We start from the raw sequence: 20,393 nt of genomic DNA on the forward strand, positions 1-20,393 counted from the left end.
ACACCGCGTGAACACCGGAACGAGCGGCGAAGGGCGAAGGACGACAGGCCGCTCAGAGGCGTGCCGTCTCGGCCGTACGGATGTCGGCGCCCATGTTCCGCTCCATCATCCGCAGCGCGGCCTCGGCCAGATCGGCGTGGATGTGCGCCACCGCGTCCGCCGGGACGGTCACGCGCATGTGCCGGATGTGGGCGTCGAGCGCGGAGTAGAGCACGCACTGCTCGGTCACCTGGCCGCAGAGCACGACATGGCCGATGTCGAGCTGGTTGAGCAGATAGCTGAGCGGGGTCTCGAAGAAGATCGAGTGCCGGGCCTTCACGACGAAGAGGTCCGTCCCGTCGGGACGGACCGGCTCGACCAGATCGGCGTGCGGCCCCCCGAGGGCGGTCTCCACGATCTCCCCGTGGTGGGAGCGCCACTCGCCGAAGTTGTCGTTCGCGTAGATCACCGGAACGTCCCGCTCCCGGGCCCGCTGAAGGAGACGTACGACCGCGGGCAGCGCGTCGCGGACCGACGGGATCAGCAGATCGGCGTCCTTGTGGTCGTATGTGTTGATCATGTCGATGACGATGAGTGCGGTCTTTGTCTCGCCCATGCCGTTCGAGGTTCCACTTCATGACCGAAAGGAACCCACTGGAAGGAAACCACCGGAGGGAACTCGTGGGGTCAATGAAGTCATTCGCCGACCGACTCGACTACCCCGTGTACGTGGTGACCGTGGCGGCCGCAGGGGAGCGGGCCGGCTGTCTGGTGGGCTTCGCCTCGCAGTGCTCGATCCGGCCGCCCCGGTTCATGGTGTGGCTGTCGAAGGTCAACAGGACCTTCCGCGTCGCCCAGCCCGCCGAACGGCTCGCCGTGCATCTGCTCGGCTCCGACCAGTACGCGCTCGCGGAGCTGTTCGGCGGTGAGACCGGCGACAGCGTCGACCACACCGGCGAGCTCCTGGACAAGTTCACCCGCGTGGCCTGGACGCCGGGCCCGGACGGCGTCCCCGTGCTGGACGGGGTGCCCGCCTGGTTCGTGGGCCGCGTGGAGAGCCGTACGGACGGGGGCGATCACGTGGGCTTCCTGCTCAGCCCCGTCGCGGGCGGGGCAAACAGGCGTTCGGGACAGAGGCTGCTCGGCCTGAGCGATGTCGTCGGCATCACCGCCGGACACCCCGTCGACTGACGATGCCTGACGGCCGGCGTCACGCACTCTCGGGCAGCTCACACACACCGATCCCGTTCTCCAGCAGGCTGCCCAGGACCAGCGTGCCCTCGTACGCGTACACGCTGGTCACCATCCGATAGCCCGATCGTCGACGCCTGAGGTCGCGGCGGACCCGGCCGTCGGGCCCGATGCCCATCACCCGGGCGATGGGCCGCGGGCGCACCCCCAGCGGTCGAACCACCCGCCACACCGCGCGCCGCACACCGACGGGCGCCCGATGCAGCCAGTCGAGGGCAGCCAGGCGCGGGCCAGCCAGCGCGACCCAGATCGTCCCGTCCGCGCCACGCGAGAGGTTGTCCGGAAAGCCCGGAAGACTCTCGATCAGGGTGTCGCGGCGGCCGGCTCGCGCGCCGGACAGCCACAGCCGTGTGAGGCGGTACGCGCCGGACTCGGCCACCACGACACAGGACTCGTCCTCGGCGAGCACGACTCCGTTGGCGAAGTGCAGGCCGTCCAGGAGGAGTTCGGGCTCGCCGCCACCGGGCGGGAGCCGGAGCAGCCGACCGGTCGCCGTCCGTTCCATCAGATCGCCGGCCCACTCCTGGAGCCCGTAACACCTGCTGGAAACGGTGAAGTACACGCTGCCGTCCGCCGCCGCGACCGCGTTGCTGCAGAACCGCAGCGGCGCCCCCGCCACCTGGTCGGCAAGCACCTCGACCTTCCCTCCGGAGTGGGAGTCGGAGTCCGAGTCGGGGCCGGAGTCGGAGGCAGGCGTGACCCGCAGCAGCCCCCGCTCCGCGTCACACACCAACACCCTTCCGTCCGGCAGGACTTCGAGCCCCAGCGGCCGCCCTCCGGTCCGGGCGATCCGCTCCACTCGGGCCGGACGGCGCGGATGGACGCGCAGAATGCGGCCGTCGTCCACCCCAGTGACCACGAGGCCCTCGTGATCGACGGCGACATCCTCGGGACCCGTACCCCCGAGGGGGATCAGCAGAGGGGACGGCAGAACCGCGGGCGCCGCCTGCCGGGAGCGTCGCGGTGTCATGAAGCACGCCGTGCCCGGACGCAGCGCCTCAACTCCTCGGCGTACGGCAGCACCACCCCGGCACCGATCACCACGCCCAGGCCCGCCAGATACCCGGCGGACAGCGGCCTGTCCTTGGGCAGCAGCTTCCAGTCGTCGGGGCGGCGTCCACCGCGCAGGGCCGCCCGTACCTCGTCCGCGTACAGGCACCCCGTGAAGGCGATCCCCGCCAGCGGCAGCACTTCAAGGAAACTGTGGATGTGCTGCTCGATCGGGCGGACCTCGCGCTTCTCGGTCGCCAGCGTCACGTCGTACAGGGCTGTCGCGCTGTGGGCAGCCGCGGAACCGCCCATGACGGACAGGACCAGCGGGTTGACCCGGGCCAGCAGGCCCATGGCGACCGGGATGCCCGCCTCGGTCATCATGAGCGCGTGCACGACGGACTCCTTCGTGCCGGTGGTGTGCTCGATCCGGGTGCGCCGGTGCATCCACCAGTCGGCGACCGCGGGCACGACCCACAGAGGCAGCATCCCGTAGAGCAGAAACCTCCGGTTCGCGTCCTCGACATCCGTCGACGCGAAGGGGACCGACAACTCGGGTCCCCGCCGCCAGTGCCGCCAGGACCTGGTCGCGGACTTGCCGGGCAGAACCATGAAAAACCTCCGTCAACAACCCGAGGACACGGATGCCCGACCCCGGTACCCGGCACGGGACCGCGCACACGCGCCGTCGTCCTCGCGCACGTTCTCCCCGCCCGCCAGGCGCCCTTGCGGACGTTTCGGGTACCCCCGACCGGCTACTAGGAACGCATGGTGCAAATCGGATACACGATGATGACCGAACAGGCGGGCCCGCGTGACCTCGTACAGCACGTGGTGGCCGCCGAACAGGCCGGATTCGACTTCTCCGTCACCTCCGACCACTACTTCCCCTGGCTGGAGGAGCAGGGGCACGCCCCGTACGCGTGGAGCGTCCTCGGCGCCGCGGCGCAGGCCACCTCCACGATCCCCCTCATGACGTACGTGACCTGTCCGACGACCCGCTACCACCCGGCAGTCGTCGCCCAGAAGGCCGCCACGACGCAGCTGCTCGCCGAGGGCCGCTTCCGACTCGGGCTCGGCTCGGGCGAGAACCTCAACGAGCACGTGGTGGGCGGCGGTTGGCCCGCCACGCACGTACGCCTCGACATGCTGGAAGAGGCCGTGGAGATCATCCGCGCCCTGTTCGGCGGCAGGAACGTGAACCACCACGGCCCGCACTTCGACGTCGAGAACGCCCGGCTCTTCGACCTCCCGGACGAGCCGCCCCCGATCGGCGTCGCCGTCTCGGGCGACCACTCCTGCGACATCGCCGGCCGGCTGGCCGATCTGGTGATCGCCACCGAGCCGAACGCCGAGCTGGTGGACTCCTTCGACCGGCACGGCGGCAGCGGCAAGCCCAAGGTGGGCCAGTTGCCGGTCTGCTACGACCCGGACACGGACGCCGCGGTCCGCCGGGCGCACGACCAGTTCCGCTGGGCCCTCGGCGGCTGGCCGGTCAACTCCGAACTGCCCGGTCCCGCGAGCTTCGACGTGGCCACGAAGAACACGCGCCCGGAGGACGTCGCGGAGACGATTCCGTGCGGCGACAGCGTCGACACGTTCGTGGAAGCCGTACGCCCCTACGTCACCGCGGGCTTCACCGAGATAGCCCTGGTCCAGGTCGGCGGCGACCACCAGATCACGTTCCTGAACTGGGCCGAGAAAGAGCTGCTCCCCGCGCTGAAGGACCTGTGAGAAGGACCGGGGAACGGAAGAACGAGAGACCGAAGACCGAAGAGCGAAAGACCGAAGCGAAAGACCGAAGAGCGACGAAGGGACCATCGTGGCCATCGCCGAGTACCGCCTCGTAGCCCTGGACTGCCCGGACCCGCCGGCCCTCGCGGAGTTCTACGCGGGCGTACTCGGCGGAGAGGTCAAGCAGTACGACGACAACTGGTACGACCTCTACGCCCCCGGCGGCCACCGCATCTCCTTCCAGCGTGCCCCGGGTTACCGCCCGCCGGACTGGCCGCGCGCCGACGACAACTCCCAGCAACTGCACCTGGACTTCACGGTGCCGGACATCGACGCGGCCCAGGCCGAGGTGCTGGCCCTCGGCGCCACCCCGCTCGACCTCGACGACGAGGACGGCCGTCGCGGGTTCCGGGTGTACGCGGACCCGGTCGGCCACCCGTTCTGCCTGTGCCGGGACTGACGCACGAAGCGCGCCGGGCGAGGCGAGTCGGTCGGGCCCCGATTCGTTGCCCTGCTCACGGCCGGTACCGCAGCGGATGATCCGCCGGTACCTCCACGACCACGATCTCCGTCCCGTCCGGATCGGAGAGCCACATCTCGATCAGCCCCCACGGCTCCTTCACCGGAGGCCGCGGGACCTCGACGCCCGCGGCCACCAGTTCGTCGTACGCCGCCGTCGCGTTCGCGACCTGCAGCCACAGCTTGACGGCGGGGGAGGGCGGTTCCTCGGAGCGGCCCGAGATCTCGAGGAAGCCGCCGCCGAGGAAGTAGACGGTGCCGCGCTCGGGGCCCGTGCCGTACTCGCGGTAGACGGCGAGGCCCAGCTGCTCGCCGTAGAAGGCGCGGGAGCGCTCGGGGTCGGTGGGGCGGAGCAAGGTCCGGCTGCTCAGTACGTGCACCATGCACCCGGAGCCTAGTGGGCGGGTTACGCTCATCGGTGCCCGAGCCGCGCCAGAGAGTCGGAGAAGCTTTCCATGGACACCGCTGACACCGCCGCCAATGGACTGACCTTCCGCGACGCCACTGACGCCGACGTGGACGCCATCGTCGCGCTGATCGAGTCGGCCTACCGAGGGGACGCCAGCCGTACCGGCTGGACCACCGAGGCGGACATCCTGGAGGGTCAGCGGACCGACCCGGAAGGCGTGCTCGAGGTCATCAAGTCCCCCGACAGCCGTCTGCTGACCGTCGAGCGGGGCGGCGCGGTCGTCGCCTGCTGCCAACTCGAACACCGAGGCGACCACGCCTACTTCGGTATGTTCGCGGTCAGCCCCGCCCTCCAGGGTGCCGGCCTCGGCAAGGTGATCATCACGGAGGCGGAGCGCCACGCGTGCGAGACCTGGGGCGCGCGGGCCATGCACATGACCGTGATCTCCGTACGGAACGACCTCATCGCCTGGTACGAGCGGCGCGGCTACCGCCGTACGGGAGAGATGACCCCCTTCCCGTACGGCGACGAGCGATTCGGCATCCCGCAGCGCGCGGACCTGCAGTTCGAACTGCTGGTCAAGCCGCTCGCATAATCGTTACGCCGTGAAGCGGCCGGTGCGTTTGATCTCCGGATAGTCGGTGGTCGCGCCGTCCAGCTCCAGGGCGCGTACGAGCCGCAGATGGTCCTGGGTGTTCACGACCCAGCCGATGATGCGCAGGTCCGCCTTGCGCGCGTGCTCGACGATCTCCAGGGTGAGCCGGCGGATGTTGAGGACGAGGCCGGTGGCGCCGACCGTGACCGCCCGCTCCACGACGTCGACGCCGTAGCGGCTGGCGACCAGCGCCGTGCGGACCCCCGGGACGAGCCGCGCGATCTCGGCGAGCGCCTCGTCGTGGAAGGACAGCACTTCCACCCGGCCGACCAGATCGCGCCGGTTCATGACCTCGGCGAGTGCCCGGGCCGCCGCGACGTCCTTGATCTCGGCCTGGAGCGGGGCCGTGACGGCGTCCAGGACCTCCTCGAAGACAGGAATGCGCTCTCCGCGACCCGCGTCCAGCACCCGCAGCTCGGCGAGGGTCTTCTCGGCGATCGGTCCCGAACCGTCGGTCGTACGGTCCACGTCGGCGTCGTGCATGACGACGAGCTCGCCGTCCTTGCTCAGATGCAGATCGAGCTCGATCAGGTCGAGGCCCGCGTGCTGGGCGGCGATGAAGGAACGGAGGGTGTTCTCGGGTTCGACACCCATGATCCCGCGATGACCGATGGTGAGGAAGTTCAAGGCTGGCTCCGCTTCCGTCGACGGCGGCTCGGCTGCCGCGCTGCGGTCCCGTACCCGCGCGGCAAGGCCGCAGCCTAATCGCCCGGCTCGGCGTTGAACCCGGTCCTACAGGGGGGAATGAGGCCTTCCAGCCGTGGTGACGCCCTCTCCCGCGACCATCCTGCCTCACTCCTGCTCACTCCTGCGTGGGCGAGTCCCGAAGGGGTTGACCCGTCGTGCCGCTACCCGGCAATCAGCGGAAGTAATCGCCGTTACAGTATCCGGCAGGAAAAAGAGCGGTGAAGATGGAGTAGTCCAGGACGATCTCCCGAGCTTCCCCTTGTGGGGAAGATCGCCGCACGCATACGGTGTTCATACGCGAGGTTCTCCAGTGGAGGATGGGTCATGACGGAAATTCTTGTGCAGGTGGGTGCGGAGGAGCAGGTTCCTCCCCATGGCAGGGTGGTGGAGCACCCGGCCTGGCCCGTGCTCAAGGATGCCGTGGAGCAGATCCGGCCATGGCAGTCCAAGGACGGGTCCATCGACTTCGACGCCGAGGCCGCCCCGGACCCGGCCGACGCCGATCTCGCCGTACGCCGTGTCATAGACGCGGTCGAGGGGCTCTCCCCCCTCCTTCCGCACGACGCCGCCTACCACGAGGCGCTCGTCAAGGACCTGCGTCACTGGGCCGACAGCGGTTTCAAGGTGCCCGACTTCCTCGACTCGCTGCTGGCCTTCCAGCCGGCCGCGCACCGCGAGGACGGCCTCCAGCACCTCGTCGTCTTCCCGATGTACACGCAGAACGGCAACCCGGACCGCAACCTCGAAGCGGTCGTCGTGCGCATGGTCTGGCCCGACTGGCTGGCCGAGCTGGAGCGCACCCGCTACGACAACCCGCTGTTCTGCGGCATCAAGTTCGAGGACTTCACGGCCGGTTACGACACCCACTCCGCCGTCCTCTTCCCGGAGACCATCGCTGTGCGCGAGGCCCCCGAGCGGTTCAGCTGGGGCGGTATCTTCTGCGACCGCGAGGCCGCCCGCTTCCGCAGGGTCACGGAGGCCGCCGTCGACACGCTCGGGCTCGAACTGCCCGACGACATCCGCGAGATGGTCGGCGACCAGGCGCGCTGCGAGCAGGCCTTCGTCTTGTGGGACATGGTCCACGACCGCACCCACAGCCATGGTGACCTGCCCTTCGACCCGTTCATGATCAAGCAGCGCCAGCCGTTCTGGATGTACGGCCTGGAGGAGCTGCGCTGCGACCTCACCGCCTTCAAGGAGGCTGTGAAGCTGGAGGCGGACGGCTTCCCGCAGGGCCGTGACGTGCAGCACGCGGTGCTGTTCGACCGGATGTTCCGTTTCCCGGTCACCGGTGACCGGGTCCGCAACTACGACGGGCTCGGCGGCCAGTTGCTCTTCGCATACCTGCACAAGCACGACGTCGTCCGCTGGACCGACAACACGCTGCACATCGACTGGCAGCGCGCCCCCCAGGTCACCAACCAGCTGTGCGGCGAGATCGAGGACCTCTACCGGGCCGGTATCGACCGCCCGAAGCTGGTCCACTGGTTCGCCGCGTACGACCTGGTCTCCCAGTACCTCGCACCCCACCCCGGCTCCCGCTGGGCCAAGGGCCCGGATGCCCTCGACCTGACCCAGCCGCCGAGAAAACTCGTGGACGACGTGCTTCCTGACGAGTTTCCGTTGAGCATGTTCTATGAGGCGCTCTCCAAGAAGCTCAAGCACGTGATCGCCTCCGCCAAGGGCATCACCGCGGCGAGCGCCGAGCGGGCAGCCGCGTGAGCGCTGCCCGCGCCGGGAAGGCTGCAGCTCAGGAGGCGAAGACGATGGGGAACGGGAACGGGGCACTGAGCGGTGCGGTGATCGCGGTGGCCGGCGCGGGCGGACCCGCGGGCCGGGCGGCCTTGCTGCGACTCGCCGAGGCGGGAGCCGTCGTCGTCGGCTCCGACAACGACCCGGAGCGGCTGTCCGAGGCCGTGGACGCGGCCCGCTACGCGCACGGCGGCGCCACCGTCGTCGGCGACACGGTCGATCTGCTCAACCTGCAGTCGACCCGGGACTGGGCCACCCGTATCGAAAAGGACTTCGGCCGCGTCGACGGTCTGGTCCACCTCGTGGGCGGCTGGCGCGGCAGCGAGACCTTCACCAAGACGGTCCTCGACGACTGGGACCTGCTGGAGTTGCTGCTCATCCGCACCGTGCAGCACACCTCCCTCGCCTTCCACGAGGCGTTGCACCGCAGCGACCGTGGCCGGTACGTCCTGATCAGTGCCGCGGGCGCGAGCAAGCCCACCGCGGGCAACGCCGCCTACGCCGCCGCCAAGGCCGCGGCCGAGGCGTGGACGCTGGCCATGGCGGACTTCTTCCGCAAGGCCGGGGGCCGGGAGGGGCCGACGTCCGCGGCTGCCATCCTGGTCGTGAAGGCGTTGGTGCACGAGGCGATGCGCGCCGAGCGCCCCAACGCGAAGTTCGCGGGCTTCACGGACGTCAAGGAGCTGGCCGAGGCCATCGTCGGCGTCTGGGAGCGGCCCGCCTCCGAAGTGAACGGAAAGCGTCTGTGGCTGACCGAGAAGCCGTGAACCCTCCCAAGACCGATGCACGGCGTCACCACGACCCGGAGGTCCGCGGCTTCGCCAGCGACAACTACGCGGGGGCCCACCCCGAAGTGCTCGCCGCCCTGGCCCTGGCCAACGGCGGGCACCAGGTCGCGTACGGCGAGGACGACTACACGGACCACCTGCAGCAGGTGATCCGCAGCCACTTCGGCGCGACCGCCGAGGCGTTCCCGGTCTTCAACGGGACGGGTGCCAACGTCGTCGCGCTCCAGGCGCTCACGGACCGCTGGGGCGCGGTGATCTGTGCGGAGAGCGCGCACATCAACGTCGACGAGGGCGGCGCTCCCGAGCGCATGGGCGGTCTCAAGCTGCTCACGGTGCCCACGCCCGACGGCAAGCTCACGCCCGAACTGATCGACCGGCAGGCGTACGGCTGGGACGACGAGCACCGCGCGATGCCGCAGGTCGTCTCGATCACCCAGAACACCGAACTGGGCACGGTCTACACGCCCGACGAGGTCCGCGCGATCTGCGAGCACGCCCACGCGCACGGTATGAAGGTGCACCTCGACGGGGCGCGGATAGCCAACGCGGCCGCCTCCCTGAACGTCCCGATGCGGGCGTTCACCAACGCGGTCGGCGTGGACGTCCTGTCCTTCGGCGGCACCAAGAACGGCGCCCTGTTCGGCGAGGCCGTCGTCGTGCTCAACCAGGATGCCGTCAGCCACATGAAGCATCTGCGCAAACTCTCGATGCAGCTCGCCTCCAAGATGCGCTTCGTCTCCGCGCAGTTGGAGGCGCTGCTCGCCAAGGATCTGTGGCTGCGCAACGCCCGGCACTCCAATGAGATGGCCCAGCGCCTCGCCGAGGGCGTGCGCGCCGTGCACGGGGTCGAGATCCTCCACCCGGTGCAGGCCAACGCGGTCTTCGCACGCCTTCCGCACGACGTGGGCGAGCGCCTCCAGAAGCGCTTCCGCTTCTACTTCTGGGACGAGGCCGCGGGCGACGTCCGCTGGATGTGCTCCTTCGACACGACCGAGGACGACGTCGACGGGTTCGTGGCGGCGCTCAAGGAGGAGATGGCCCGCTAGCAGCTCACGGCGCTGTGCATAGATATACGGTTGAGTGGAAATGCATTGACTCTCGATCGGTCGTGTTCCTATGCTCTGCGGGTATGGAGCTGATCCAGCAAACCCCCGACCTGTCCGCATACTTGGTCGCTGACGAGGTCGTCGACCATCACCACCCGCTCGTGCGCGAGACGGCCGCGCGCCTTGCCCGGGACGCGGCGAACTCGTATGTATATGCGCAAGCCGCCTATGAATTCGTTCGCGACACCATTCCCCACTCGCAGGACTCCGGCGACATGCGCGTCACCTGGCGTGCCTCCGACGTCCTGGAGCAGGGCACCGGCATCTGCCACGCCAAGGCGCACGCGCTGGCGGCCCTGCTGCGGGCCGAGGACATTCCGACAGCGTTCTGCTATCAGAAGTTCGACATGGTGCACGGGCTGATCGCTGTGCGATTCAACGGCGCCTGGCATCGGCAGGACTGCCGAGGGAACAAGCCCGGAGTCGATGCCCAGTTCTCTCTCGACGGGGAGCGCCTGGCCTTCGCGCTCGACCTTGAGTCCAATGAGATGGACTACCAGGTGCTGTACGCTGAACCGCATCCGGCCATTCTGCGCGCCCTCAAGGACGCTCCCGACCGGCCGTACCTGTGGAAGACCCTCCCTACCGCACTCTGAGACAAGGCAGGCAGCACAGCCGATGAATCTCCCGCTCACCGTGTCCGACGACGTGCGCGCCCTCGCGCCCGGCTTCACCCAGGTCGCCGTCGAGGCGTACGGTCTCGTCAACGGGCCCAGTACGGACGGCACTTCGGAGCTCCTCGACGACGCGGCCCGACGTCTGGCCGTACGCCTGGGCGGCCGCGCCCCGCACGAGGACCCCCACATGGCCGCCTGGCGCGAGGTCTACACGGCGTTCGGCTCCAAGCCGTCGCGTACGCGCAACTCGGCGGAGGCGCTGGCCAAGCGGGCCCTGTCGGACGCCGGACTGCCCCGCGTCAACATGCTCGTCGACGTCTACAACGCGATCAGCGTCGCCCATCTGATCCCGGTCGGCGGCGAGGACCTCCACCGCATCCAGGGCGGGATGCGCCTCGTGCGTGCCACGGGCGACGAGGACTTCGTGACCGTCGCGGCGGGTGAGGAGGCCGTCGAGCACCCCGACGCGGGTGAGGTCGTGTGGCGCGACGAGGCGGGCGTGACCTGCCGCCGCTGGAACTGGCGCCAGGGTCCGCGCACCCGGCTCACGGAGGAGTCGACCTCGGCCCTCTTCCTGCTGGAGAGCCTGCCGCCGATGCCGGTGGCCGACGTCGAGGCCGCGGGGGCCGAACTCGCCGAGCTGCTCGAGAAGTTCAGCCCCGGGGCGCGGATCACCGTCCACGCCCCGTCGTGACGATTCAGCGCGCCTCGGCCGCACGCGCCTCTTCGGGGGTCGGTGCCGTGCCGCCGAGGTGCGCCGGCATCCACCAGGTGTCGTCCGGGCCCTTGGGCCGTACGGGGTAGGCGCGCTGCGCGGCCTCCAGGAGCTCCTGGACGCGCTCGCGCAGCTGCCGGGTGATCGCGCCCGCGTACTTGTCCTGGGGTGCCTCCACCGGCTCGCCGACCCGGATCATGATCGGGGTGTGGCTGCGCTTGAAGTTGCGCGGGTGGCCCTTGGTCCACAGGCGCTGCGTGCCCCACAGGGCCATCGGAATGAGCGGAACACCGGCTTCCTGGGCCAGTCGCGCGGCGCCCGACTTGAAGGTCTTCAGTGTGAACGACTGCGAGATGGTGGCCTCGGGGAAGACGCCGACGATCTCGCCGGAGCGCAGCGAGTCCAGCGCGTGCGAGTACGCCGCCTCACCCTGCTTGCGGTCCACCGGGATGTGCTTCATGCCGCGCATCAGCGGACCGGAGATCTTGTGCCGGAACACCGACTCCTTGGCCATGAAGCGGACGAGACGCTTCTGCGGCAGGGCGGCCAGGCCGTCGAAGATGAAGTCCAGATAGCTGATGTGGTTGCTGACCAGTACGGCGCCGCCCGAGCGCGGAATGTTCTCCGATCCCCTCAAGTCGATCTTGAGGTCCCAGGCCTTGAACAGGGTGCGGGCGAGACCAACGACAGGACGGTAGACAAGCTCTGCCATGGACGGGGTGGACCCTTCTCTCTGGTCTGCCTGGGAAGAGGGTGATCCCGGCTGGAAAGTTACGCAGCCGTAGGTTTACGGCATTGCGCAGATCGTGCCCGAAGAACGGGCGAGTGACCAGTCCTGGTTCCCCGGTGTGGCGAGATTCTCGTCACGTCACCCCTTGATCCACCTCGGGGTTTTAACCCGCCTTTGCTCCCCACACACCGTCACCCGCCGTACGAGCAGGTACATCTCGCACTCGAGGCAGTACCCGAACGCAGCATTGAGAAACGCCGCCGCGAACGAACTCCGTCGGTCGCCGTACCGAACCGAGTCCCCTCGCATCGATGTTCATGAATCAAGCATTCCGCATGGCGGAGGTCCCGTTGCGGCGGGAATCTTCGCAGTCTCGTGAACGCTGAAGGTGAGGACGAACGGACTTGTGGTGTGCGTGGTGGGGCTCGTCCTGGCGAGCGCCCACGGAGTGCTGCGCCGGCAGCGGAGCGGGAGAGTCGGAGTGCGCGGGCGGGACGAAGGAAAGCGGCTCGGCGTGGCCGAGTTGGGTGAGAGTCTGGGGGAACGGGCCACGCTCGTGCAGTTCTCCAGCGCGTTCTGCGCACCGTGCCGGGCGACCCGCAGGGTCCTCGGAGAGGTCGCCGACCTCGTCCCGGGCGTGACGCACGTCGAGATCGACGCCGAGGACCACTTGGACCTCGTGCGCGAACTCGACATCCTGAAGACGCCGACCGTGCTCGTCCTCGACGCCGACGGGCGCGTCGTGCGTCGTGCGACCGGGCAGCCGCGCAAGGCGGACGTGATCGCCGCGCTCGGCGAGGCGGTGGCAACGCCCTGAGGAACTCCCCGACCTGTGAAGCCAACCCCTGACCTGTGAAGCCGCCGGTGACGCATCTCCCAGATGCCGGGACGCACTTGACTGAGCGTGCCACCTATCGTCAGCTTGGCCGTATGCCTCAGGAACTCCTTCTCTTCGGGCGCGTCCATGTGGACCTCGCCCGCACCTCGAGCGCGCGCTGTCCGGGCTGTTGAGCAGTCCAGGCCCCGCTCGTCGTCCCCCGCAGAAGGACAACTCCATGACGGCCACGCCCGATCTCACCACCCCTCGACTCGCTCCCGCAGACCTGCTCCGGTCCGTCTTCCGGCGGCACGCGGCCGGAGTCGCCGTGATCACAGCCCAGGGTGAGGAGGCTCCCGTGGGCTTCACCGCCACCTCGCTCACCTCGGTCTCCGCCTCGCCCCCGATGCTCTCCTTCGGTATCGGCACGGGCGCCTCCAGCTGGCCCGCGATCGCCGAGACCGACCACGTGGGCGTCCACATACTCGGCGAGCACCAGCAGGAACTGGCCGCCACCTTCGCCCGCAGCGGCGCCGACCGCTTCGGCGCTCCCACGGGCTGGCGGGAGGGCCCCGAGGGCGTCCCCGTCCTCGATGGCGTCCTGGCCTGGCTCGTGTGCCGGGTCGCCGCGCGCGTGCCCGCGGGCGATCACCGGATCGTCCTGGCCGAGGTCGTCCTCGGCGACCCCACCGGCACCGGGCGGCCGCTCCTCTACCACCAGGGGCGCTACAACGGGCTGCGCGACTGAGCCCTTGAGCGGTCCATCGGGCCGTACGGCCCGCCTCGGCTGCGGGAGCGTCGAGTTCCGATTACGCTGCGTTGCAAAGGTCACAGTTCAAAGCGCTTGCTTAGAGGGAACCACCTGCGGGAGCGTAGATGTGCGTACTGGCGAGTAATATTTCGCTCGGAGCGCGGGTCGCCCCCACCGGGAACGGCCGCTTCAGGCGCCTATGCTGCCGCAAGAAGGCAGCCCAGAAAAAGACGATGCAGTAGGAGAGCCGGCGTGAGCTTGAGGATCGTTGTCACTGTGAAGTACGTGCCCGACGCCACTGGCGACCGGCACTTCGCCGATGACCTGACCGTCGACCGTGACGACGTGGACGGCCTGCTGTCCGAGCTCGACGAATACGCGGTCGAGCAGGCCCTGCAGATCGCCGACGAAGCGGACGACGCGGAGATCACCGTGCTGACCGTTGGCCCCGAGGATGCCAAGGACGCTCTGCGCAAGGCGCTGTCCATGGGTGCCGACAAGGCCATCCACGTCGAGGACGACGACCTCCACGGCACCGATGTCATCGGTACGTCTCTGGTGCTGGCCAAGGCGATCGAGAAGGCCGGCTACGACCTGGTCATCTCCGGCATGGCGTCCACCGACGGCACCATGGGTGTCGTCCCCGCGCTGCTCGCCGAGCGCCTGGGCGTCCCGCAGGTCACGCTGCTCTCCGAGGTCTCCGTCGAGGACGGTGTCGTCAAGGGCCGCCGCGACGGCGACTCCGCCTCCGAGCAGCTGGAGGCCTCGCTTCCGGCGGTCGTGTCGGTCACCGACCAGTCGGGTGAGGCCCGTTACCCGTCCTTCAAGGGCATCATGGCCGCCAAGAAGAAGCCGGTTCAGTCCTGGGACCTCTCCGACCTCGATCTCGAGGCCGAGGAAGTGGGTCTGGAGGGCGCCTGGACCGCCGTCGACTCCGCCACCGCGCGTCCGGCGCGCACCGCCGGCACGATCGTCAAGGACGAGGGCGAGGGCGGCAAGCAGCTCGCCGAGTTCCTCGCGGGCCAGAAGTTCATCTAGGACGCGAGCCCGCCGCAGGCTCCCTTACCGCCCCTCAGACTTCACACTTCGCAAGCAGGAGAGCATCCCCATGGCTGAAGTTCTCGTCTACGTCGACCACGTGGACGGTTCCGTCCGCAAGCCCACCCTGGAGCTGCTGACACTGGCCCGCCGCATCGGCGAGCCCGTCGCCGTCGCGCTGGGCTCCGGCGCCGAGGCCACCGCGTCCACCCTCGCCGAGCACGGCGCGGTCAAGGTCCTCACCGCCGACGCCCCCGAGTTCGCCGACTACCTCGTCGTACCGAAGGTGGACGCGCTGCAGGCCGCGTACGAGGCCGTCTCCCCGGCCGCCGTGCTGGTCCCCTCCTCCGCCGAGGGCAAGGAGATCGCCGCCCGCCTCGCGGTCCGCATCGGCTCCGGTCTCATCACCGACGCCGTCGACCTGGAGGCCGGTGACGAGGGCCCCGTGGCCACGCAGTCCGTGTTCGCCGCCTCCTTCTCCACCAAGTCCCGTGTCTCCAAGGGCACCCCGGTCATCACGGTCAAGCCGAACTCGGCCGCGGTGGAGGCCGCTCCGGCAGCCGGTGCGGTCGAGGCGCTGTCCGTCTCCTTCTCGGACAAGGCGACCGGCACCAAGGTCGTCGCCCGTACCCCGCGTGAGTCGACCGGTCGCCCGGAGCTGACCGAGGCCGCGATCGTGGTCTCCGGCGGCCGTGGCGTCAACGGCGCCGAGAACTTCACGATCATCGAGTCGCTCGCCGACTCCCTCGGCGCGGCCGTCGGCGCCTCGCGTGCCGCGGTGGACGCCGGCTGGTACCCGCACTCCAACCAGGTCGGCCAGACCGGCAAGTCCGTGTCGCCGCAGCTGTACATCGCTTCCGGCATCTCCGGCGCCATCCAGCACCGGGCCGGTATGCAGACGTCGAAGACGATCGTGGCGATCAACAAGGACGCCGAGGCCCCGATCTTCGACCTGGTCGACTACGGCGTGGTCGGTGACCTCTTCGAGGTCGTCCCGCAGCTCACCGAGGAGATCAAGGTCCGCAAGGGCTGAGCGATCAACACCTTCTCCGCTTCATGAGATACGAGGCTCCTGCGACCGTCACGGTGGCAGGAGCCTCGCTTCATGTCCGCGTCAGTCCTCATGCCAAGGTCAGCGACGCCTGCACGGGCAGATGGTCGCTCGGGAACTGTCCGTTCACGGAGAAGGTGTTGATCGATGCCCGATGCGTGGTCACGCCCGGAGTGGTCAGGATCCAGTCGATGCGGTCGCCGTCCGGAGTAAGCGGCCGGTAGCCGTGGAACGTCGCGTAGAGCTTGCTCCGCTCGGCCGCCGTCTCCCAGGTGTCGACGAGTCCGGCGCCCAGCATCGTGTCGTGGACCGGGTTCTTGCGGGCGGCGACATTGAAGTCGCCGGTCACCACGAGCGGCAGGGAACGGTCGAGCCCGGGGATCCGTTGGGCGATCAGGGACGCGGCACGCGCGCGTGCGTTCTGGCTGGCGTTGTCGAGGTGGGTGTTGAGGAAGTAGAACTCCCGCTCCCCGTCGCGCAGATCGCGGAAGCGGACCCAGGTCACCATGCGTATGGAGCCGCCGCCCCAGGTGTTCGAGCCGATCACGTCGGGAGTGTCGGAGAGCCAGAAGTGGTCGTACTCCACGGGGGCGAGCCGGCGGGTGTCGTGGAAGACCGCCATGAACTCGTCTCGGCTGCCGCCCGCGCGACCCGTGCCGATCCAGTCGTAGTGCGGGCCGAGGTCGGCCTCGATGTCGCGGACCTGCTGGTAGAGGCCTTCCTGGGTACCGATGAGGTGGAGCCGTTCCTGGCGCAGCAGTTCACGCATCACAGGGCGGCGGACGGCCCAGCTGTTGGGTTCGGTGGTGCTCGCGAAGCGGAGGTTGAACGACATGACCTCCAGGTCGTCGCGGCGGTCAGACGCCGCGGCGGGTGTCCTGGAGAGTGCTGTACTGGACACAGGCAGGGCGACCGCGGCGGCGAGTGCGGTCTTAAGTCCCAAGCGGCGCGTGACTCGGCTGCGATGGGGCACGGGAGGCTCCTTCTGTGGCGGACGCCGGGCGAGGGGGTGCGCTCGCAGTGTCGAATCTGGGCGTGAACATGTCGAGATCCCGGGATGGACCCCGAAGGAAGTCCGGGGGTGACCCGGGGAGGAATCCGGGTGGCCCGGGAGGGAATCCGGGGGCGGCCCGGGAAGGAAGTGGGTGTTGACCAGCCGGAAGGTCCGCGGATAGCTTCGCTCTACGGATTGTTGATTCCGTGAAGCGGAAAACAGGAGGGCGTGGAATGGGTCAGGGCCAGCAGGAGAAGGTCGCGACGAGCCTCGCGGGCGCCGTCAGCGAGGAGATCAGCGCCTCCCTCGCCCCGGTCGACGCCGAGCTGGAGCGCCTCTACCCCGGCGACCCCGGCACCCGCCAGCCCGTCCACACCGTGTACGTCCCCGGTGACGTCTTCACCGCCCACACCCTCCGCTCCTGGGGCGACCAGGCCCTCGCCGCCCTCGACGAACACGCTCCCGACGCCGCCTCCTTCGCCGCCGTCCTCGGCCTCACCGACGACCTCGCCGGGCCCGTGTACGAGCGGGTACGCGCCAAGCTGGAGCGCGAGCCCATCGAGGACCTGCGCGTCGACTTCGAGGACGGTTACGGTCCGCGTCCCGACGCCGAGGAGGACGAGGCGGCCGCCCGCGCGGCACGGCTGATCGCGGAGGCGTACAAGAACGGCACGGCGGCCCCGTACATGGGCATCCGCATGAAGTGCATGGAGGCGCCGGTCCGCGAGCGGGGCATCCGGACCCTCGACATCTTCCTCACCGGCCTGATGGAGGCCGGCGGTCTGCCCGACGGGCTGGTGCTGACGCTGCCGAAGGTGACGTACGCCGAGCAGGTCACCGCGATGGTCCGGCTGCTGGCGGAGTTCGAGAAGGCGCACGGTCTCGAGCAGGGCCGGATCGGGTTCGAGATCCAGATCGAGACCAGCCAGTCCATCCTCGCCACCGACGGCACCGCGACCGTCGCCCGCATGATCCAGGCCGCCGAGGGCCGCGCCACCGGACTGCACTACGGCACCTTCGACTACAGCGCCTGCCTCGGCGTCTCCGCCGCCTACCAGGCCAGCGACCACCCGGCCGCCGACCACGCCAAGGCGATCATGCAAGTCGCGGCCGCCGGGACGGGGGTGCGCGTCTCGGACGGCTCCACCAACGTCCTGCCGGTCGGCCCGACCCCGAAGGTCCACGACGCCTGGCGGCTGCACTACGGCCTCACCCGCCGTGCCCTGGCCCGCGCCTACTACCAGGGCTGGGACATGCACCCCGGCCACATCCCGACCCGGTACGCGGCGGTGTTCGCGTTCTACCGCGAAGCCTTCGAACAGGCCGCGGCGCGTCTGGCCGCGTACGCCAACCGCGCGGGCGGCGACGTGATGGACGAGCCCGCCACCGCCAAGGCGCTCAGCGGCTATCTGCTGCGCGGCCTGGACTGCGGCGCCCTCGACGTCGCGGAGGTGGCCCGCCTGACGGGCCTGACCCGCGCGGACCTGGAGGACTTCGCGACGCCGAGGCGGGCCAACCTGACGAACTCGCCCAAGTAGAGCGCGCCCCTTCAGGGGCGCGGGGCCGTGACACTGTGCGGCTCCGCCGCGTGGGCGCGACCAGCCACAGACGCCCTGCAGCCGTTCGACCGCCGGAGGCCCCCGTCGCGTAGCGACCACGTCACAGAGACCACTTGTCGCCCTGTCCTGTCACGCCCGCCCCGTAATGTGGACGCCACGCATGGGTTGACTCACAGAACGGGGCAGCGGTGTCTTCGGGGGAGAACCAACGGCCGGGGGAGAAGGAACAGCCGGACGGCATCGGGCGGCTCCTGGCGGGACGCTACCGAATCGTGGCCCAGCTCGGCCGCGGCGGCATGGGCGTCGTCTGGCGGGCCCTCGACGAAGTCCTCGGTCGCGAGGTCGCGGTCAAGGAACTGCGTACGTACACGGACGCGGCCGCGCCCGAACTGGCCGACCTGGGCCTGCGTATGCAGCGCGAGGCGCGCGCGGCGGCCCGGGTGCGCCACCCCGGAGTCGTAGCCGTGCACGACGTGGCCGAGATCGACGGCCGTCCGCTGATCGTGATGGAGCTGGTGGACGGGCCGTCCCTGGACGACGTCCTGCGCGAGCGCGGCACCCTCGACGCACGCGAGGCGGCCAGGATCGGCGCGAAGGTCATGGACGCGCTGGCCGCGGCCCACCGCGCCGGGGTGCTGCACCGCGACGTGAAGCCCGGCAACATCCTGCTCGACCGCTCCGGCCGCGTCCTCCTCACCGACTTCGGCATCGCCACGATGGACGACCCGGGTGACGGTTCAGCCACCCGTCTGACCCGCAGTGGTGAACTGGTCGGCTCTTTGGACTACTTGGCGCCCGAACGCGCCCAGGGCCATGACCCCGGACCTGCCTCCGACGTGTGGGCCCTGGGCGCCGCGCTCTACGCGGCCGTCGAGGGAACCTCACCGTTCCGCCGTACGTCGACCTGGTCCACACTCACCGCGATCGTGGCAGAGCCCTTGCCGGAGCCGCAGCGCGCCGGGCTCCTCGGCCCGGTCCTGCAACAGCTGATGGACAAGCAGCCACAGGCCCGCCCCGACGCCGACCGGGCGCGCGAACTGCTGGAGGCGGTGGCGACCGCGCCCGACGCGGACTCGGCGACGGTGGGCCTGCGAGGGCCCGCGCCGCAGCCACGGGAGACGACGGAGCGGAGCGTACCGGCGGTGCCGCCCGGGTTCGGACCGCAGGAGTCGGGCGCGGCTGGTTTCGGCGGCATGGGTGCGGGCGGGCCACAGGCCGGGCCTGCGAAGGGATCCGGGTCTGCGGCGGTTGCGGAGGCGGGTCGGACGGGCTCCGCCACTCCGGAAGCGGGCGGGCCCGGCACTCCGGCGGTGGGTGCCTCCGCGTTGACGTCGGGCAATGGTCCGGGCTTCGGGCCGCCGGAGTCGTCCGGGTCGGGCTCCGGGCCGTCGGAACCGGTGGTCCACGGCGCCGCCCCCACCGCTCCCCGGCGCCGCAAAGGCCGAGCCGTCCTCGCCGCCGCGGCCGTCACCGTCGTCCTGGCCGCGACCGGCGCCACCGTCGCCTTCATGTACGACTCCGACGATCCGGAGACGAGCGCCGCCCGGCCCACGGCCACCCGCGGTGCCGACGACTCCCCGTCGGGAGACGCCGGCCGAGGCTCGGTCGACCCGTCGGACGGCCCGAATCCCACGAAGCAGGGCGACGAGGAGCCCTCGGCCCCGGGCAAGAAGCCGGACCGCACGGAGAACTCCAAGCCGACGGAAAAGGCACCCGCCCCCGTTCCCTCGCCCGAGTCCACCAACGGCGGTACCGCAGGCGGCACTTCGGACGACGGCACGCCCGGAGGCGACGGAGGTTCCAGCAGCCCCGCTCCGGCCTGTGAGCCCATCGGCGGCGGCAAGTACAACTGCGAGGTCTGGAAGACCGCCACCTCCTACACCGCCGTCGGCGCCGAAGCAGGCTCCCTCAACGCGGGCACCAACTACTTCTACTGTCAGCAGAACCTGGGCCGCCGCGAGACCTACGGCGAGTGGACGAACGTCTGGTGGGCGAAGACCGACGACGACAGCGGCAACGCCGATGTCTATGTCAGCGACGTCTACATCGAGGGCGGCAACAACGACGAGCCGGTGCCGGGCCTGCCCACCTGCTGACCAGCCCTGATCGTGTCGCGGACGGGGGCGCGGAGTATCGGCTGCGGCGGACGGAGTGAGGCTTCGACCTGGCCGCGGACGTCCCGACGACGAGCCGCCGCACCACGCACAGGAGCCCTCTTTCGTTGGACTAGCGGCTTGATTAGACCCCGTTC

The 20,393-nt window shown here is 69.8% G+C and carries 22 protein-coding genes and 1 pseudogene; 15 read left to right on the forward strand and 8 right to left on the reverse strand.

The window, feature by feature from the left end; translation table 11 throughout:
* Positions 1–52: 52 nt before the first annotated feature.
* Positions 53–595 carry a cysteine hydrolase family protein gene (locus ACTWQR_RS29255; protein ID WP_443230187.1) on the reverse strand — a complete coding sequence of 181 codons (543 nt, stop codon included), beginning with the start codon at positions 593–595 and terminating at the stop codon, positions 53–55.
* A gap of 74 nt (positions 596–669) precedes the next feature.
* Between ACTWQR_RS29255 and ACTWQR_RS29260 the strand changes: the two genes are divergently transcribed.
* On the forward strand, positions 670–1,170 hold the full coding sequence (locus ACTWQR_RS29260) for a flavin reductase family protein (RefSeq protein WP_443230188.1): 501 nt from the start codon (positions 670–672) through the stop codon (positions 1,168–1,170).
* Between the two features lie 19 nt (positions 1,171–1,189).
* On the opposite strand, the gene ACTWQR_RS29265 is transcribed toward ACTWQR_RS29260, so the two are convergent.
* Together ACTWQR_RS29265 and ACTWQR_RS29270 are read right to left on the reverse strand one after the other, a co-directional pair.
* Positions 1,190–2,200: an SMP-30/gluconolactonase/LRE family protein gene (locus ACTWQR_RS29265; protein ID WP_443230189.1), complete on the reverse strand. Its 1,011-nt coding sequence runs from the start codon at positions 2,198–2,200 to the stop codon at positions 1,190–1,192.
* On the reverse strand, positions 2,197–2,832 hold the full coding sequence (locus ACTWQR_RS29270) for a diguanylate cyclase (RefSeq protein ID WP_443230190.1): 636 nt from the start codon (positions 2,830–2,832) through the stop codon (positions 2,197–2,199). The genes ACTWQR_RS29265 and ACTWQR_RS29270 overlap by 4 nt, the downstream gene beginning before the upstream one ends.
* Positions 2,833–2,988: 156 nt before the next feature.
* Between ACTWQR_RS29270 and ACTWQR_RS29275 the strand changes: the two genes are divergently transcribed.
* Together ACTWQR_RS29275 and ACTWQR_RS29280 are read left to right on the forward strand one after the other, a co-directional pair.
* Positions 2,989–3,954, forward strand: coding sequence for an LLM class F420-dependent oxidoreductase (locus tag ACTWQR_RS29275; RefSeq protein WP_443230191.1), 966 nt, complete (start codon positions 2,989–2,991; stop codon positions 3,952–3,954).
* 88 nt (positions 3,955–4,042) lie between these two features.
* The gene (locus ACTWQR_RS29280) at positions 4,043–4,414 is read left to right on the forward strand and encodes a VOC family protein (RefSeq protein WP_443230192.1); all 372 of its coding nucleotides are present in this window, start codon (positions 4,043–4,045) and stop codon (positions 4,412–4,414) included.
* A gap of 55 nt (positions 4,415–4,469) precedes the next feature.
* On the opposite strand, the gene ACTWQR_RS29285 is transcribed toward ACTWQR_RS29280, so the two are convergent.
* Positions 4,470–4,856, reverse strand: a complete 387-nt coding sequence (locus ACTWQR_RS29285; protein ID WP_443230193.1) for a VOC family protein — start codon at positions 4,854–4,856, stop codon at positions 4,470–4,472.
* 72 nt (positions 4,857–4,928) lie between these two features.
* Between ACTWQR_RS29285 and ACTWQR_RS29290 the strand changes: the two genes are divergently transcribed.
* On the forward strand, positions 4,929–5,477 hold the full coding sequence (locus tag ACTWQR_RS29290) for a GNAT family N-acetyltransferase (protein ID WP_443230194.1): 549 nt from the start codon (positions 4,929–4,931) through the stop codon (positions 5,475–5,477).
* A 3-nt stretch (positions 5,478–5,480) separates the two neighbouring features.
* On the opposite strand, the gene ACTWQR_RS29295 is transcribed toward ACTWQR_RS29290, so the two are convergent.
* Positions 5,481–6,164 (reverse strand): glycerophosphodiester phosphodiesterase, encoded by a 684-nt coding sequence (locus tag ACTWQR_RS29295; protein ID WP_443230195.1) that lies wholly within the window; start codon positions 6,162–6,164, stop codon positions 5,481–5,483.
* A 384-nt stretch (positions 6,165–6,548) separates the two neighbouring features.
* Here ACTWQR_RS29295 and ACTWQR_RS29300 point away from each other — a divergent pair, with 384 nt between their 5' ends.
* The 5 genes from ACTWQR_RS29300 to ACTWQR_RS29320 all read left to right on the forward strand — a co-directional run bounded on the left by ACTWQR_RS29300 (position 6,549) and on the right by ACTWQR_RS29320 (position 11,181).
* A complete protein-coding gene (locus ACTWQR_RS29300) occupies positions 6,549–7,946 on the forward strand; it encodes a DUF6421 family protein (RefSeq protein WP_443230196.1) in 1,398 nt (465 codons plus the stop codon).
* 44 nt (positions 7,947–7,990) lie between these two features.
* Positions 7,991–8,743, forward strand: coding sequence for an SDR family NAD(P)-dependent oxidoreductase (locus ACTWQR_RS29305; RefSeq protein ID WP_443230197.1), 753 nt, complete (start codon positions 7,991–7,993; stop codon positions 8,741–8,743).
* The gene (locus ACTWQR_RS29310; protein WP_443230198.1) at positions 8,740–9,810 is read left to right on the forward strand and encodes a threonine aldolase family protein; all 1,071 of its coding nucleotides are present in this window, start codon (positions 8,740–8,742) and stop codon (positions 9,808–9,810) included. The genes ACTWQR_RS29305 and ACTWQR_RS29310 overlap by 4 nt, the downstream gene beginning before the upstream one ends.
* Before the next feature lie 83 nt (positions 9,811–9,893).
* Positions 9,894–10,466 carry a transglutaminase domain-containing protein gene (locus ACTWQR_RS29315; RefSeq protein ID WP_443230199.1) on the forward strand — a complete coding sequence of 191 codons (573 nt, stop codon included), beginning with the start codon at positions 9,894–9,896 and terminating at the stop codon, positions 10,464–10,466.
* 22 nt (positions 10,467–10,488) lie between these two features.
* Entirely contained in the window at positions 10,489–11,181 is a 693-nt protein-coding gene (locus ACTWQR_RS29320) for a B3/B4 domain-containing protein (RefSeq protein ID WP_443230200.1), read from the forward strand.
* A 4-nt stretch (positions 11,182–11,185) separates the two neighbouring features.
* Here ACTWQR_RS29320 and ACTWQR_RS29325 read toward each other — a convergent pair whose 3' ends face one another.
* On the reverse strand, positions 11,186–11,914 hold the full coding sequence (locus ACTWQR_RS29325) for a lysophospholipid acyltransferase family protein (protein ID WP_443230201.1): 729 nt from the start codon (positions 11,912–11,914) through the stop codon (positions 11,186–11,188).
* A 156-nt stretch (positions 11,915–12,070) separates the two neighbouring features.
* Positions 12,071–12,205: pseudogene (locus ACTWQR_RS29330) on the reverse strand (DUF4395 family protein); the annotation flags it as partial.
* A gap of 133 nt (positions 12,206–12,338) precedes the next feature.
* On the opposite strand from ACTWQR_RS29330, the gene ACTWQR_RS29335 reads away from it, so the two are divergent.
* From ACTWQR_RS29335 to ACTWQR_RS29350, 4 genes are all read left to right on the forward strand, one after another.
* On the forward strand, positions 12,339–12,749 hold the full coding sequence (locus tag ACTWQR_RS29335) for a TlpA family protein disulfide reductase (RefSeq protein WP_443230235.1): 411 nt from the start codon (positions 12,339–12,341) through the stop codon (positions 12,747–12,749).
* A 238-nt stretch (positions 12,750–12,987) separates the two neighbouring features.
* The gene (locus ACTWQR_RS29340) at positions 12,988–13,497 is read left to right on the forward strand and encodes a flavin reductase family protein (RefSeq protein ID WP_443230202.1); all 510 of its coding nucleotides are present in this window, start codon (positions 12,988–12,990) and stop codon (positions 13,495–13,497) included.
* Positions 13,498–13,752: 255 nt separating this feature from the next.
* Positions 13,753–14,538 carry an electron transfer flavoprotein subunit beta/FixA family protein gene (locus ACTWQR_RS29345; protein ID WP_443230203.1) on the forward strand — a complete coding sequence of 262 codons (786 nt, stop codon included), beginning with the start codon at positions 13,753–13,755 and terminating at the stop codon, positions 14,536–14,538.
* A gap of 70 nt (positions 14,539–14,608) precedes the next feature.
* Positions 14,609–15,571, forward strand: a complete 963-nt coding sequence (locus tag ACTWQR_RS29350) for an electron transfer flavoprotein subunit alpha/FixB family protein (protein ID WP_443230204.1) — start codon at positions 14,609–14,611, stop codon at positions 15,569–15,571.
* An 88-nt stretch (positions 15,572–15,659) separates the two neighbouring features.
* On the opposite strand, the gene ACTWQR_RS29355 is transcribed toward ACTWQR_RS29350, so the two are convergent.
* On the reverse strand, positions 15,660–16,562 hold the full coding sequence (locus tag ACTWQR_RS29355) for an endonuclease/exonuclease/phosphatase family protein (protein WP_443230205.1): 903 nt from the start codon (positions 16,560–16,562) through the stop codon (positions 15,660–15,662).
* Between the two features lie 254 nt (positions 16,563–16,816).
* Here ACTWQR_RS29355 and ACTWQR_RS29360 point away from each other — a divergent pair, with 254 nt between their 5' ends.
* A complete protein-coding gene (locus tag ACTWQR_RS29360) occupies positions 16,817–18,121 on the forward strand; it encodes a DUF6986 family protein (RefSeq protein ID WP_443230206.1) in 1,305 nt (434 codons plus the stop codon).
* Between the two features lie 209 nt (positions 18,122–18,330).
* The gene (locus ACTWQR_RS29365; RefSeq protein WP_443230207.1) at positions 18,331–20,238 is read left to right on the forward strand and encodes a protein kinase domain-containing protein; all 1,908 of its coding nucleotides are present in this window, start codon (positions 18,331–18,333) and stop codon (positions 20,236–20,238) included.
* The last annotated feature ends 155 nt before the right edge of the window (positions 20,239–20,393 follow it).

The organism is Streptomyces sp. 2A115 (assembly GCF_052245575.1).
Lineage (GTDB): Bacteria > Actinomycetota > Actinomycetes > Streptomycetales > Streptomycetaceae > Streptomyces.

Coding starts and splice junctions, on each gene's coding strand:
- ACTWQR_RS29290 (WP_443230194.1), top strand. CDS start 4,929: ATGGACACCGCTGACACCGCCGCCAATGGACTGACCTTCCGCGACGCC.
- ACTWQR_RS29300 (WP_443230196.1), top strand. CDS start 6,549: ATGACGGAAATTCTTGTGCAGGTGGGTGCGGAGGAGCAGGTTCCTCCC.
- ACTWQR_RS29350 (WP_443230204.1), top strand. CDS start 14,609: ATGGCTGAAGTTCTCGTCTACGTCGACCACGTGGACGGTTCCGTCCGC.
- ACTWQR_RS29315 (WP_443230199.1), top strand. CDS start 9,894: ATGGAGCTGATCCAGCAAACCCCCGACCTGTCCGCATACTTGGTCGCT.
- ACTWQR_RS29260 (WP_443230188.1), top strand. CDS start 670: ATGAAGTCATTCGCCGACCGACTCGACTACCCCGTGTACGTGGTGACC.
- ACTWQR_RS29325 (WP_443230201.1), bottom strand. CDS start 11,914: ATGGCAGAGCTTGTCTACCGTCCTGTCGTTGGTCTCGCCCGCACCCTG.
- ACTWQR_RS29340 (WP_443230202.1), top strand. CDS start 12,988: ATGACGGCCACGCCCGATCTCACCACCCCTCGACTCGCTCCCGCAGAC.
- ACTWQR_RS29265 (WP_443230189.1), bottom strand. CDS start 2,200: ATGACACCGCGACGCTCCCGGCAGGCGGCGCCCGCGGTTCTGCCGTCC.
- ACTWQR_RS29360 (WP_443230206.1), top strand. CDS start 16,817: ATGGGTCAGGGCCAGCAGGAGAAGGTCGCGACGAGCCTCGCGGGCGCC.
- ACTWQR_RS29275 (WP_443230191.1), top strand. CDS start 2,989: ATGGTGCAAATCGGATACACGATGATGACCGAACAGGCGGGCCCGCGT.
- ACTWQR_RS29285 (WP_443230193.1), bottom strand. CDS start 4,856: ATGGTGCACGTACTGAGCAGCCGGACCTTGCTCCGCCCCACCGACCCC.
- ACTWQR_RS29270 (WP_443230190.1), bottom strand. CDS start 2,832: ATGGTTCTGCCCGGCAAGTCCGCGACCAGGTCCTGGCGGCACTGGCGG.
- ACTWQR_RS29255 (WP_443230187.1), bottom strand. CDS start 595: ATGGGCGAGACAAAGACCGCACTCATCGTCATCGACATGATCAACACA.
- ACTWQR_RS29305 (WP_443230197.1), top strand. CDS start 7,991: ATGGGGAACGGGAACGGGGCACTGAGCGGTGCGGTGATCGCGGTGGCC.
- ACTWQR_RS29320 (WP_443230200.1), top strand. CDS start 10,489: ATGAATCTCCCGCTCACCGTGTCCGACGACGTGCGCGCCCTCGCGCCC.